Origin of the sequence: Nocardia lijiangensis NBRC 108240, assembly GCF_001613045.1 — a bacterium.
GTDB lineage: Bacteria > Actinomycetota > Actinomycetes > Mycobacteriales > Mycobacteriaceae > Nocardia > Nocardia lijiangensis.
Window position 1 is genome coordinate 65,411 of record NZ_BDBP01000044.1, and the last position, 12,073, is coordinate 77,483.

Below are 12,073 nucleotides of genomic sequence, written 5' to 3' on the forward strand. Positions count from 1 at the left end.
GCGATCGTTTTCCGGAAATCTCATCCGCGGCGTGTGAGGCGCGCCGTCTGTGCGGCGCGCCAGACTCGACCATCGCGCAGCCACAGGGAGGAGAGCCATGCCGGTCCCGACCAGATACCAGTTCGTCATCGATGGCGAACTGTCCGACCGCGCCCTGGCCGCCTTCCCCGACCTCGACGCCGCACAATCCAGCATCGGCACCACCTCGCTGTTCGGGCCGGTGCCCGATCCGACCGCGATGCGCGCCATCCTGGCCATGATCGACAACCTCGGCCTCACCCTGCTCGAGATGCGCCAGCTGCCGGACTGACGCCGCGCACGTCAGCGCTGGGTGTCCTCCTCGCCGGAGGCACGGAACTGCGCCCGCTTCCAGTCGCCGTAGGGCTCGTCGCGCTCGCGCACCGCCTCCCGGAATCCCACGGTGGCCGCGCGCAACTGGAAGGCATAGCCCTCGCGGGTGTGCCGGGAGATGCCGTCGAACACGGTGCTGACCATGCCCGAGGTGGCCACGCCCTGCGCGAGCAGCGCGCTGTTGAGCGCGAGCTTGGCCATGATGAGCTGGTTGACCGGCATCCGCGCGATCCGGGCAACCAGCGCTTCGGTGCGCTCGTCGAGTTCCTCGGCCGGGCACGATTCGACGGCGAGACCCCATTCCGCGGCCTGCTTGCCGCTGAGGCAGTCGCCGGTGAACAGCAGCCGCTTGGCGAGCTGGTCGCCCAGCCGGTGCGCCCACATGCCCGCCGCCGGGATGCCCCAGACGCGGGTGGGCGGGTAGCCGATCTTGGTGTCATCGGCGCAGATGATCTGGTCGGCGAACAGCGCGATGTCGGTGCCGCCCGCGATCGCGAAGCCGTGCAGTTTGGCCACGGTCGGCTTGTTCGCGTGCAGCAAGCTGGAGAAGCCGCGGTTGAAGCGGCTCATCATCTGGTAGTCGACCATCGGATCCCAGGTGCCCCAGGGATTGTGGTTGCGCGCCTGCACGGCCGGATCGAGGACGGTGCCGTCCACCGGCGCCGCGCCGCCCTCGGGCGCGAAGCCGTTCTCCGCGAAGATCGACAGGTCGTAGCCGCCGCAGAAACCTTTGCCGCGCCCGGACACCAGGATCACGTGCACGCGCGGGTCCAGGTCGGCCCGCTCGACCGCCGCGGCGAGTTCGATCGGGGTGTCCGCGGTGATCGCGTTGCCGTGTTCGGGGCGGTCGAAGGTGATGCGCGCGACCCGATCGGTGACCTCGTAGGTCAGGGTTCGGTACCGGATGTCGGCCTGTGCCTGCTCCCGGTCGGCGAACAAGGAGTCCTTGCCTTCGGTCAGGCCTTCGTACCAGGCGGCCGGGCGGGTGCCTGCGTGGTCGGTGTAGTCGGGCAACGGGAATTCCCTTCGACGATCGGACGGATGCTTGATCAGAACTTGGGCGTGACGCGTTCGATGATGGCCCCCGTGTCGACGCCGTGGGGCAGAGTTCCGAACACGTCGCCGTGATCGTGGCCGAGCCTGCTGACGGTGAACCCGTCGGCGACCGCCGGGTGTCCGTACCGCACCAGCAGCGAGGCCTGCAGCACCTGCGCCATCTCGCCGACGACGCGGCGGGCGCGGTACTGGATCGTGTCGAAGTCGGCGAACCGTCCGCGCAGATCGGCGATCGCGGCATCGAGCCTGGCGTCCGCGCCGCGGGCGCGCTCGACCTCGTCGAAGAAGACGCCGAGGGTGTCCGGCTGTTTGGCCAGCGCGCGCAACGTGTCGAGGGCGGCCACATTGCCCGAGCCCTCCCACACCGACATCAGCGGCGCCTCCCGGTACAGCCTCGGCATCCGCGATTCCTCGACGTATCCGTTGCCGCCGAGGCACTCCAGTGCTTCGGCGGCGTGGATCGGCCCGCGCTTGCACACGTAGTACTTGCTGACCGCCAAGGCGATCCGGCGCAGCCGATCGGCGGTCTCGTCGCCGGACACGGCCCGGTCGGTCACCTCGGCGAGCCACAGCCCGACGGTGGTCGCGCCTTCGGCCTCCAGCGCAAGGTCGGCGAGCACGTTTCGCATCAGCGGCTGGTCGATCAGGTGCGCGCCGAACGCGCGGCGATGAGTGGCGTGGTGCACGGCCATGGCGACGCCCGCGCGCATCCCGGAAGCCGAGCCGAGTGTGCAGTCGAGCCTGGTCAGGTTCACCATCTCGATGATCGTCGGGACGCCGCGGCCCTCCTCGCCGACCAGCCAGCCGACGGTGTCGTCGTACTCGACCTCGCTGCTCGCGTTGGAGTGGTTGCCGAGTTTGTTCTTCAGGCGCTGGAGGTTGAAGGTGTTGCGGGTGCCGTCGGGCAGCACGCGCGGCACGAAGAAGCACGACAGTCCGCCCGGCGCCTGCGCCAGCACCAGGAAGATGTCCGACATGGGCGCCGAGGTGAACCATTTGTGCCCGGTGATGCGGTAGGTGCCGTCCGCGCTCGGCGTCGCGGTCGTCGTGTTCGCGCGGACGTCCGATCCGCCCTGCTTCTCGGTCATCGACATGCCCGCGACGATTCCGCGTTTGGTCGACGGCACGCGCAGGCCGGGGTCGTATTCCTTGGCGACGAGCAGCGGCTCGTACTGCGCCGCCAGCTCGGCGTTCGCGCGCAGCGCGGGCACCACGGCGTAGGTCATCGAGATCGGACAGCCGTGCCCGGCGTCGACCTGGCTCCACACGCTCATCTTCGCGGCGCGGACCAGGTGCGGGCTCGGACCGGAGTCGGCCCATGGCGCGCCGTGCAGGCCGAAGCCCACCGCGTACTCCATCAACCGGTGATAGCTCGGGTCGTATTCGACCTCGTCGATCCGGTTCCCGTAGCGGTCGTGGGTGCGCAACACCGGCGGGTGCGCCTCGGCGAGGTCGCCGAGCGCCTGCGCTTCGGCGCTACCCGCCAGCCTGCCGACCGCGCGCACGTCCTCGATGGCTCGCTCGGCTCCGGCCCTGCGCAAGGCCTCCAGAATCACCGGCTGCTCGGCCGCGTCGTAATCCACCAGCGGCGGAACCTGATTCGTCACCTCATGCGTCGCCATGGCAACCCCGTCCTCTCGACTATTACAATCCTCTGTCACGCGCCACACCATTGCAATACCCACCCGGGGAGTTGCTCCCACAGCCCGTCCGCACCCCGCACAACGGCACCGGCTGTGTGAAGGGTTGACGCGGTGTGTGGGGTGCCGGGGCCGCTTCGGGCGTGCGGCCGGTTGACTAGCATCGGCTCATGGATTCGCAGGGGACGCCGGTGCGCAAGCTCACCGCGCGGTCGGCGATCCTCAGTGCGCTGCTCGGTGCGCATCCCGCGGAGGCGCCGGTCAGCTGGATCGTGCGGGTGGCGATCGGGCTCGGACTTCAGGAGTCGGCGGTGCGCGCGGCGCTGACCCGCATGGTCGCGGGCGGCGATCTGGAGCGCCGCGACAGCGCCTATCGCCTCGCGCCGCGGCTGATCGAACGCCAGCACCGGCAGGACGAGGCCATGCACCCGCCCACCGGCGCATGGGACGGAACCTGGCGGCTGGCCATCGTCACCGTCGGCGCCGACGACTCCACCGACCGGGCCGCGCTCCGGGAAATATTGCGCGCCAAGAAGTTCGGCGAACTGCGCGAGGGCGTGTGGACCCGCCCGGACAATCTCGGCACCGAGTTCCCCGCCGCCGCGGCCCGCCGGATGACCGTCTTCACCGGCCACCCTGGCGAACCGGACCGCGAACTCGCCGGACGGCTCTTCCACCCGGAGGCCTGGGCCGAGGACGCCCGGCTGCTGCTGTCCGCCATGGCGGCCGCCGAATCCATCGGCGACCGCTTCGAAATCGCCGCCGCGACCGTCCGGCACATCCTCAACGACCCGATGCTGCCCACCGAACTCCTCCCCCGCCCCTGGCCCGGCCGCGAACTACGCGAGGCGTACCTGGCCTTCCGCACGGAATTCGCGGAGTTCGCCGAGGCGCTGATGCGCAGCGGCGCGCCGAGACAGCGATAGGCGCACCGGTCGTCGACCTGCTCGAGGGGGCGCGGCCTGGCATGCTTGCTGGATGGGCATCGGGGAGGTCACGGTCGAATTCGCATCCGAGTTGGCGCCGTTCGTGGCCGCCGGGTTGCGCGGGGGTGCGTCGAGGGTGCGCGTCGACGGGGTGTCGAGCGTGGGGCATGTGGTGGAGTCGCTCGGGGTTCCGCTCACCGAAGTGGGGGCGTTGGTCGTGAACGCCGAGACGGTGGGGCCCGCGTATGTGCCCGTCGACGGGGATTCGCTCGTGGTGCGTGCGGTGACACGTCCGCAGCCGATGCCCGAGCCGATGCGCTTCCTGCTCGACATCCACCTGGGCACGTTGGCGCGGCGGCTGCGGCTGCTCGGCGTCGATGCCGCCTACGAGAATCCCGATATCGGGGACGCCGCGCTGGCGGCGCGCTCGGCCGCCGAGCGGCGAATCCTGCTCTCCCGTGACCGCGGACTGCTGCGGCGGCGCGAAATCTACGCGGGCGCTTACGTGTACAGCCACCAGCCCGCCGAGCAACTCGACGACGTGCTCTCGCGTTTCACCCCCGGCCTCGCCCCGTGGACGCGATGCACCACCTGCAACGGCCTGCTACGCGAGGCCGACAAGACGGCGATGCGCGGACGATTGCCGGACCAGACCGAACAGACCTACGACACCTTCGCGCAGTGCGTGGACTGCGGCCAAACCTATTGGAAGGGTGCGCATCACGCCCGGCTCGACGCGATCGTCGCGCACGCGCAGCGGAAGTTCGGGTCGTGACCGAGCGGCCTCACGTCGCGCCCGTCTCGCCGCGGTAGTCCTCCCCGGCGATCAGCAGATCCCGCAGCCGCGCCGCCGGGTCGAGCTCGATGCCGAGCGCGCGCAGCCGGTGGTCGATCAGCAGCCATGCCTCGGCGGTGAGCTGGTCGACCAGTTCCTCCCGCGTGCTCTCCCGATGCGTCAGCCACCAGCGCACGGAGGCGTCGATCAGCCCGAGCAGCGCGATGATGAGCCGCTCCGCCGCGGCCCGGTCGGAACCGAAGCGCGGAATGTATCGCGTTGCGGCGGTGAAGATCTCGGAGGCGAAGGCACTGCCGCCGACGCGCGGTTCGTCGTTGCCGAGGCGGTAGTTGCGCTCCACGAGGAAGCGATACAGATTCGGGTGCTCCCCCGCCCAGGCGACGTGTTCGGCGATGGGAGCCCGGATGACGTCGATCGGCGTGCCGTCGACGTCGAAGGTGGCGCGGATGCGGGCGGTGAGTTCCGCGTGCGCGTGGCGCGCGACCGCGCGGTCGAGTTCCTCTTTGCCCGCGATGTGCCGGTAGACGTGCGTGCGCACCAGTCCGGCGTGGTCGGCGATCTGCCCGATCGAGGCGTCGGGCCCATGCTCTTCGATGGCTGCGACGGCCGCCGCCACCAGCGCTCGGCGGCGTTCGACGCCGCCGGGCCCGCGCGCGCCCGAGCGGCGGGTTTCGGCGGTGTCGGTCCAGCGCTGTCGTCCCACGCGGCCCACCGTATCCGACGCCTTCGGTCTCGAGTTCCCGTCTTGTCCCAGCGCAAGCGATGGTACACACTGTACCCGTAAACACTGGTCACAAGTATTGCCAGTAATACGCCGAGCCTAAGGAGTCTCGATGGCCGCCTACCGGTCGTGTTGGATGAACGACGACCTGGACGCGCTGCGTGAACTCGCGCGCGCCTTCTTCGAGAAGGAAGTCGCGCCCAACGTCGACAAGTACATCGCCCAGCACCACGTCGACCGCGACCTGTGGAACAAGGCGGGCGAACTGGGCCTGCTCTGCCTGTCCATCCCGGAGGAGTACGGCGGTGGCGGCGGCACTTTCGCGCACGAGGCCGTGCTGATCGAGGAGCAGGCCAGGGTGGTCGACACCGCGTGGGGCCAGAGCCTGCACAACGGCATCGTCGCGCACTACCTGCTCGCCTACGGCACCGAGGAGCAGAAGCTGCACTGGTTGCCGAAGATGGCCAGCGGCGAGGTCGTCGGCGCGATCGCGATGACCGAGCCGGGCACCGGCTCCGACCTGCAGAGCGTCAAGACCAAGGCGGTCCGCGACGGCGACGAGTACGTCGTCAACGGATCCAAGACCTTCATCACCAACGGCGCCCAGGCCGACCTGATCATCGTCGTGGTCAAGACCGACACCAGCCAGGGCGCGGCGGGCATCAGCCTGGTACTCGTCGAGGCCGACCGCGCGGGCTTCCGCCGCGGCCGGGTGCTGGACAAGATCGGCCAGAAGGGCCAGGACACCTCCGAGCTGTTCTTCGAAGACGTGCGCATCCCGGTCGCCAACCTGCTCGGCGCGCAGGAGGGCCAGGGCTTCGTCCAGCTCATGCAGCAGCTGCCGCAGGAGCGCCTGATCATCGCCGTCGGCTCGGTGGCGGGCATGGAGACCGCGCTGGAGCACACGCTGCGCTACACCAAGGAGCGCGAGGCGTTCGGCCGCCCGGTCTTCGGCTTCCAGAATTCGAAGTTCAAGCTGGCCGAGGTCGCCACCGAGGCGAAGATCGCGCGCGTCTTCACCGACGACTGCATCGCCAAGCACATCGAGGGCGAACTCGACATCCCGACCGTGGCGATGGCGAAGTGGTGGACCACCGAGCGCGCCATGTCGGTCGCCAGCGAATGCCTCCAGCTGCACGGCGGCTACGGGTACATGACCGAATACCCGATCTCGCGCATGTGGGTCGACAACCGGGTGCAGATGATCTACGCGGGCACCAACGAGATCATGAAGGAAATCATCGCAAGGTCGCTGTGAGAGAACACCGTTGTGCCGCCCGGCATCGGCTGCGGCACAACGGTATTCGACACCGAGACGGGCCGTCGCGCGGCGACGCGGTGTCCGTGTCGCATCAGCGGTGCGGACCGACGTCGTGCGCGGCGCCGCCCGCGATGGCCCCGAGCTTGTCCGGGTTCGCGATGTTGTGCACCGCGACGACCCGGCCGTGCTCGTCCAGATCCAGGGTGATCACCGCGATCACCCGGCCCGCCCCGGTGAACACGATGCCGGGCCCGCCGTTGACCGGCAGCACGCTGACGGTCATCTCGGAGATCTCGACGCCTTCGTAGGTTCGCGGCCGGGCCAGACCGGCGAACCACGCCGCCACGGTGCCCGCGCCGACGATCGGGCGCAGTGCCTGGCGCACTTTGCCTCCGCCGTCGGTCCACAGCGTGACGTCCGGAGCGAGCAGCTCCATCAGCGCGTTGATGTCACCGCCGGTGGCCGCGCTCAGAAATCGCTCGGTGGCTTGCTGTTTGGTGGCGCTGTCCTCCTCGAACCGTGGCCTGCGGGCGTGCACGTGCTTGCGCGCCCGCAGCGCCGCCTGCCGCACCGCGGCCTCCGAACGTTCCACGGCCACCGCGATTTCGGCGTAACTGAAGTCGAACACCTCCTTCAGCACGAACACCGATCGCTCCAACGGGCTGAGCGTCTCCAGCACGACCAGCATGGCCAGCGACACCGAATCGGCGCCCGCCACCGCGTCGGCGGTGTCGCCGGTGGTGAGGATCGGCTCCGGAAGCCACGGGCCCACATAGGTTTCCCGCTTGTGCTGCACCGAGCGGAGCCGATCCATCGCCAGATTCGACACGATCCTGGCCAGGTACGCCTTGGGATCGGTGACCGCGGACCGGTCCGCCGCCGACCACTTGAACCACGCGTCCTGCACGACGTCCTCGGCGTCGGCGGCGGTGCCGAGTATCCGATAGGCGACCGCGAACAACAGATTCCGGTACTCGGCGAAGGTTTCCTGATCCCGGTCGGTCATGCCGCCTCGATCCTGGTGCTGCGACCGCCCTTGCGCCACACCGCCGAAGCCACCGCGCCGTACTTCTTCACCCGGGTGAACACGTCCCACGGCGCGGCGTTGACGGCCTCCTTGTAGGACACCGCGCGCTTGCCGGTGAGCACGAACCGGTTCGCGCTGTCGTCGGGCCTGGTGAACTGCACGACCGCGTCGCCGCGGCCGAGGCTGATCGGGAGGTGGAAGTATCCGAACCGGAAGGGCTTGGGCTGCTTGCCTTTCAGATCGAGCGCGATGGACAGCGCCACGTGCGCTCCGGTCGGCATGCCGCTCTGGCAGGTGCCGTGGATGACGCCGTAGTTCTGCCGCACCGCGGCCGCGTCGCCGATGGCGTAGACGTTCGGGTGCGACACCGAGCGCAGCACCGTGTCGGTGATGATCCGGCCGCGGTCGTCGACCGTCAGTCCCGCCTGCTCGGCCAGCGGCGAGACCCGCACGCCCGCGGTCCACAGCACCACGTCGGCGGGCAGGTAATCGCCGCCGACGAACTCGACGGTGTCCGGCCCGACCTTCGCGACCTCCACGCCCGTGCGCACGGTGACGCCGAGCCGTGCCAGCCCGTCCTGCAGATACGTGCGCGCCTTCTCGCTCAGCGCCGCGCCCGGCTCCGCCCGGCCGAGCAGGGTGACGCGCAGGCCGGGGTACCGGTCGGCGAGCTCGGCGGAGGACTCCACACCGGTGAGCCCGGTGCCGCAGACCACCACGTGGGCGCCCGCCTCGAGGCGATGCAGCCGCGACGCGAGCTGCCGCGCCTCGGCGAGGTTGTAGAGGGTGTGCGCGTGGTCGGCGACGCCGGGGACGGACTCGGTGTCGGCGACACTGCCCAGGGCGTAGACCAGGGTGTCGTAGCGCAGGGTGCGGGCGCCGTCGACCAGGACCGTCTGCGCGGCGGCGTCGATCGCCGTCACCCAGCCCTGCACGAACTCGACACCCATACCCTCGATCATGTCGGGAATCTGGAAATCGGCCACTTCCTCGCCCGCCGCGGTCTGGTGCAGGCGCAAGCGCTCGGTGAACCGGGTCTGTGGATTGACCAGCGTGATGCGCACATCGTCACGCTTGCGGGTACGGGCGGCCAAGGCTGTCGCCGCCGTCATGCCCGCGTAGCCTGCGCCCAGGATCAGGATCTCGGTCATCATCGCGTCCTTCGCTGTCGAATCGTTCGCTGACAGACTCGAGACGGATTCTGTGCGCGCCGCCGTGACATCACGGAGAGTGATCCGCACCACAGCGACTTCCCTGGCCATCCTCACGCGGGCACCGCCCGGCGCGGCGCGCGGCTATCCGCCAGGCGCTGCGCTGCGATCCCGCACCGAGGCGCTTGCCCCACGAGGAACCGGTGGCCGCGATGTCGGCGGCGCTCGCCTGCCTCACGCCGGTGATCGTGAGGCCTTGTGTCGCAAAGGGTGCGGCGAGGCCGCGCAGATCGTTCTCGTCGATCGGCGGCAGACCGGATCCGCGGTCGTGCTCGATCACCGAGACGAGAATCGACAGCGAGGCGCGCGGCTTCAGCAGCCGCGCGAGCCCCGCGACGATCACCGGATCCGCGGTGACCACGCCGCGCAGCAGCGAGCCCCACGGGAAATACACGGTGACCGCGTCGGCGACGCCGTCCAGTTCCGGTGGCAGCCGCTCGGCGGCCGCCACCACGAACAACGCGTTCGGGAGCTTGCCGCGGGCGGCCTTGCGGGAGGCCTCGGACATGCCCGCCGCATGGGCGTCCACGCCGATCACCAGACGCTCCGGGTCGGCGGTCGCCGCGGCGAGCACCGCGCGCCCGTCGCCCGTACCCAGGTCGATCTGGACCGCCGAATGGCGGCCGATCAGGTCTCGGGCTTAACCGACGTCCACATCGCGGATCTTCTTGCCGCTGACGATTCGCATGGACGCGACAGTAACCAGACGCGGCGGCGGACGCATCCGATTTTCGGCGGGCGGCTCAGCCCCGCGCGGCGATCCTGGCCTGCACTTCGGGGCGGCGCAGCGGCGGCACCGCCTTCGGCGGCACCTTGCGGTCCGGCAGCTCGGCGAGCAGGCGGGTCGTCACCGCGGCGATGTCGGCCACCGCGGACTCCACCACCGGACGCGTCGCCGCGGAGACGCTGGACAGGCCGGCGACCTTGCGCACGTACTGCAGCGCCGCCGCCTCGATCTCCTCCGGTGTCGCCGCGGGCTCCAGCCCGCGCAGGGCAGTGATGTTTCGGCACATGCTTCGAGGCTACCGAGGGTGTACGACATCGCCCCGGGCTCTGCCGCGCGGTCCGGCGTAAGGTCGGGACGGTCGGTACGGGAGGGAGAGGGGGCGCGGTGATCGTTGTTGCGGTGCTCGTCGGCGTCGGGGTGCTCGCGGTGTTCGCCGGGCTGCACTGGTATCTGTGGCGGCGCATGGTGCGGGACACGACCGCGCCGCGGACGGTGGCGCGGCGGATCGGGACCGCGGTGCTTGCGGCGGGTCCGCTGCTGCTGATCGGCGCGTCCGTCGGCGAATCGGCCGGACTCCCGTTCCCCCTCGTGCGGGCTGTCGCCTGGCCCGGCTATCTGTGGGGCGCGCTGCTGGTGTATCTGCTGCTCGCGCTGCTGGTGGGCGAGGCGCTGCGGCCACTGCTGCTGCGCTGGTTCGCGCGCGAATCCGCCGAGGACACAACCGCTTCGACGCAGCGGGACGAATCCGCCTACGCGGCAAACACTTCGACCGCACCGGGCGCAGAACCGGCCGACGGGCCGACCGAGTCAGCAGCCACACCGGCTACGAGTCACGCAGCATCCGCCAAAGGGGCAAGCACGCCGACGGATCGAGGCCGAACTTCCGCGTCGGCAGCTCCGGCGCAGCAGACCCGAGAACCTGCCGACGCTGCGAGCGCTCGCAAGCAAGCCGGTACCGCCGTCGATACCGAAGCGACGCAAGCGGTTACCGCCACTCCCAAGCCGATATCGCGGCGGATCTTCGTGTCCCGCGCGGTGGCCGGGACCGCCGCGCTCACCGCCGCGAGCACCGTCGGCGTCGGCGCGTACGGCGTCCTGAACGGACCGCAGGTGAAGCGGCTGACCGTACCGCTGGCCAGGCTCCCCCGTTCGGCGCACGGATTCCGGATCGCCGTGGTCAGCGATGTGCACCTGGGTCCGATCCTGGGCCGGGGCTTCGCCGAGCGGGTGGTCCGCACGATCAACGACACCCAGCCCGATCTCATCGCGGTGGTCGGCGACCTGGTGGACGGCAGCGTCGAGGACCTGCGCCCCGCGGTGGAACCGCTGGCCCGGCTGCGCGCCAGGCACGGCGCGTATTTCGTCACCGGCAACCACGAATACTTCTCCGGAGCGGAAGAATGGATCGAGCACGTGCAGGATCTCGGGCTGCACTTGCTCGCCAACGACCGGACCGAACTGCCCGGCTTCGACCTCGCCGGCGTCAACGACGTGCAGGGCGAACGCATCGGGCAGGGACCGGATTTCGACAAGGCGCTCGGCGATCGCGATCCGGCGCGCACCGCGGTCCTGCTGGCGCACCAGCCCATCCAGATCCACGACGCCGTGGCCCACGGCGTCGACCTGCAACTGTCGGGGCACACCCACGGCGGCCAGCTCTGGCCCGGGAATTTCCTCGCCGCGCTGGCGAATCCGACCGTCGCCGGACTGGAGCGCTACGGCGACACCCAGCTGTACGTGACGCGCGGGGCCGGTGCGTGGGGGCCGCCCGTCCGGGTCGGCGCGCCCTCCGAGATCACCGTCGTCGAGCTCGCCGCGGCACATGCTTGACACACCGCAGGGAAGATGGCGCGTCGCCGGTGAAACGCGGCGCACGGGGACGGCGAGGTATACGATTCGACAGGCACCGATGACGGCGCTCGGTGCGAAATCGATGGAGGACCATGTGTCCGGTGTGTTCAACCCCGTAGCGGCCGAAATCGGCGCGAACGGCAGCGGGGTAGGCCTCCTCTCGGAACTGGTGCAGCACCTCAGACAGAATCGGACGGCGCTGCGCGAGGAGTGGGCGCGCCGCATCACCGAGGCTCAGCTGCTCACCGCGATGTCGGCCGAGGAAATGTTCTCCGAGGTCACCGCGGTCTACGACAACTACGTGGCCGTGCTGGAGACCGGTTCGGTCGAGGCGCTGCAGGCCTACGCGCGCGACCTGTCCGAGCGCATCTTCCCGCGCGGAGTCGAGACCGACGAGGTGCTCGGCATCGTGCTCCTGCTGCGAGATGTGCTGGCCCGCTCGCTGTTCGAGAAGTACCAGTCCGATTTCGAGCTGCTGAACCGGGTGCTGGATGCCTACGAACCCG

At 70.0% G+C, this 12,073-nt stretch carries 12 protein-coding genes and 1 pseudogene; 6 read left to right on the forward strand and 7 right to left on the reverse strand.

Annotated elements, in window-relative coordinates; translation table 11 throughout:
- The first annotated feature begins 97 nt into the window (after window positions 1-97).
- Window positions 98-310 carry a DUF8691 family protein gene (locus NL1_RS17630; protein ID WP_067840728.1) on the forward strand — a complete coding sequence of 71 codons (213 nt, stop codon included), beginning with the start codon at window positions 98-100 and terminating at the stop codon, window positions 308-310.
- Between the two features lie 11 nt (window positions 311-321).
- Here the strand turns inward: NL1_RS17630 and NL1_RS17635 are convergent, their stop codons facing one another.
- Together NL1_RS17635 and NL1_RS17640 are read right to left on the reverse strand one after the other, a co-directional pair.
- Window positions 322-1,365: a crotonase/enoyl-CoA hydratase family protein gene (locus tag NL1_RS17635; protein WP_067840729.1), complete on the reverse strand. Its 1,044-nt coding sequence runs from the start codon at window positions 1,363-1,365 to the stop codon at window positions 322-324.
- Between the two features lie 35 nt (window positions 1,366-1,400).
- Window positions 1,401-3,029, reverse strand: a complete 1,629-nt coding sequence (locus tag NL1_RS17640; RefSeq protein ID WP_067840731.1) for an acyl-CoA dehydrogenase family protein — start codon at window positions 3,027-3,029, stop codon at window positions 1,401-1,403.
- A 209-nt stretch (window positions 3,030-3,238) separates the two neighbouring features.
- Between NL1_RS17640 and NL1_RS17645 the strand changes: the two genes are divergently transcribed.
- Complete coding sequence (locus NL1_RS17645; protein WP_373862568.1) at window positions 3,239-3,973, forward strand: PaaX family transcriptional regulator C-terminal domain-containing protein; 735 nt, start codon at window positions 3,239-3,241, stop codon at window positions 3,971-3,973.
- 52 nt (window positions 3,974-4,025) lie between these two features.
- Window positions 4,026-4,748 (forward strand): Mut7-C RNAse domain-containing protein, encoded by a 723-nt coding sequence (locus NL1_RS17650; protein WP_067840734.1) that lies wholly within the window; start codon window positions 4,026-4,028, stop codon window positions 4,746-4,748.
- A 10-nt stretch (window positions 4,749-4,758) separates the two neighbouring features.
- Here the strand turns inward: NL1_RS17650 and NL1_RS17655 are convergent, their stop codons facing one another.
- Window positions 4,759-5,472, reverse strand: coding sequence for a TetR/AcrR family transcriptional regulator (locus NL1_RS17655; RefSeq protein WP_067840747.1), 714 nt, complete (start codon window positions 5,470-5,472; stop codon window positions 4,759-4,761).
- Between the two features lie 130 nt (window positions 5,473-5,602).
- On the opposite strand from NL1_RS17655, the gene NL1_RS17660 reads away from it, so the two are divergent.
- Window positions 5,603-6,748, forward strand: a complete 1,146-nt coding sequence (locus tag NL1_RS17660) for an acyl-CoA dehydrogenase family protein (protein WP_067840736.1) — start codon at window positions 5,603-5,605, stop codon at window positions 6,746-6,748.
- A 94-nt stretch (window positions 6,749-6,842) separates the two neighbouring features.
- Here the strand turns inward: NL1_RS17660 and NL1_RS17665 are convergent, their stop codons facing one another.
- The 4 genes from NL1_RS17665 to NL1_RS17680 all read right to left on the reverse strand — a co-directional run bounded on the left by NL1_RS17665 (window position 6,843) and on the right by NL1_RS17680 (window position 10,002).
- The gene (locus tag NL1_RS17665; RefSeq protein WP_067840738.1) at window positions 6,843-7,757 is read right to left on the reverse strand and encodes an RNA polymerase sigma-70 factor; all 915 of its coding nucleotides are present in this window, start codon (window positions 7,755-7,757) and stop codon (window positions 6,843-6,845) included.
- Window positions 7,754-8,929 (reverse strand): NAD(P)/FAD-dependent oxidoreductase, encoded by a 1,176-nt coding sequence (locus tag NL1_RS17670; RefSeq protein ID WP_067840748.1) that lies wholly within the window; start codon window positions 8,927-8,929, stop codon window positions 7,754-7,756. The genes NL1_RS17665 and NL1_RS17670 overlap by 4 nt, the downstream gene beginning before the upstream one ends.
- Before the next feature lie 70 nt (window positions 8,930-8,999).
- Window positions 9,000-9,620, reverse strand: coding sequence for a methyltransferase domain-containing protein (locus tag NL1_RS17675; protein WP_084510704.1), 621 nt, complete (start codon window positions 9,618-9,620; stop codon window positions 9,000-9,002).
- 112 nt (window positions 9,621-9,732) lie between these two features.
- Window positions 9,733-10,002 carry a DUF2277 domain-containing protein gene (locus NL1_RS17680; protein ID WP_067840741.1) on the reverse strand — a complete coding sequence of 90 codons (270 nt, stop codon included), beginning with the start codon at window positions 10,000-10,002 and terminating at the stop codon, window positions 9,733-9,735.
- A gap of 98 nt (window positions 10,003-10,100) precedes the next feature.
- Here NL1_RS17680 and NL1_RS17685 point away from each other — a divergent pair, with 98 nt between their 5' ends.
- Together NL1_RS17685 and NL1_RS17690 are read left to right on the forward strand one after the other, a co-directional pair.
- Window positions 10,101-11,546: a metallophosphoesterase gene (locus NL1_RS17685; protein ID WP_067840743.1), complete on the forward strand. Its 1,446-nt coding sequence runs from the start codon at window positions 10,101-10,103 to the stop codon at window positions 11,544-11,546.
- A gap of 103 nt (window positions 11,547-11,649) precedes the next feature.
- Window positions 11,650-12,073 (forward strand): annotated as a pseudogene (locus tag NL1_RS17690) (RsbRD N-terminal domain-containing protein); the annotation flags it as partial.

Bases quoted from the DNA above. Each gene is read 5' to 3' on its own strand.
- NL1_RS17640 (WP_067840731.1), bottom strand. From the start codon at position 3,029: ATGGCGACGCATGAGGTGACGAATCAGGTTCCGCCGCTGGTGGATTAC.
- NL1_RS17630 (WP_067840728.1), top strand. From the start codon at position 98: ATGCCGGTCCCGACCAGATACCAGTTCGTCATCGATGGCGAACTGTCC.
- NL1_RS17665 (WP_067840738.1), bottom strand. From the start codon at position 7,757: ATGACCGACCGGGATCAGGAAACCTTCGCCGAGTACCGGAATCTGTTG.
- NL1_RS17660 (WP_067840736.1), top strand. From the start codon at position 5,603: ATGGCCGCCTACCGGTCGTGTTGGATGAACGACGACCTGGACGCGCTG.
- NL1_RS17680 (WP_067840741.1), bottom strand. From the start codon at position 10,002: ATGTGCCGAAACATCACTGCCCTGCGCGGGCTGGAGCCCGCGGCGACA.
- NL1_RS17650 (WP_067840734.1), top strand. From the start codon at position 4,026: ATGGGCATCGGGGAGGTCACGGTCGAATTCGCATCCGAGTTGGCGCCG.
- NL1_RS17670 (WP_067840748.1), bottom strand. From the start codon at position 8,929: ATGACCGAGATCCTGATCCTGGGCGCAGGCTACGCGGGCATGACGGCG.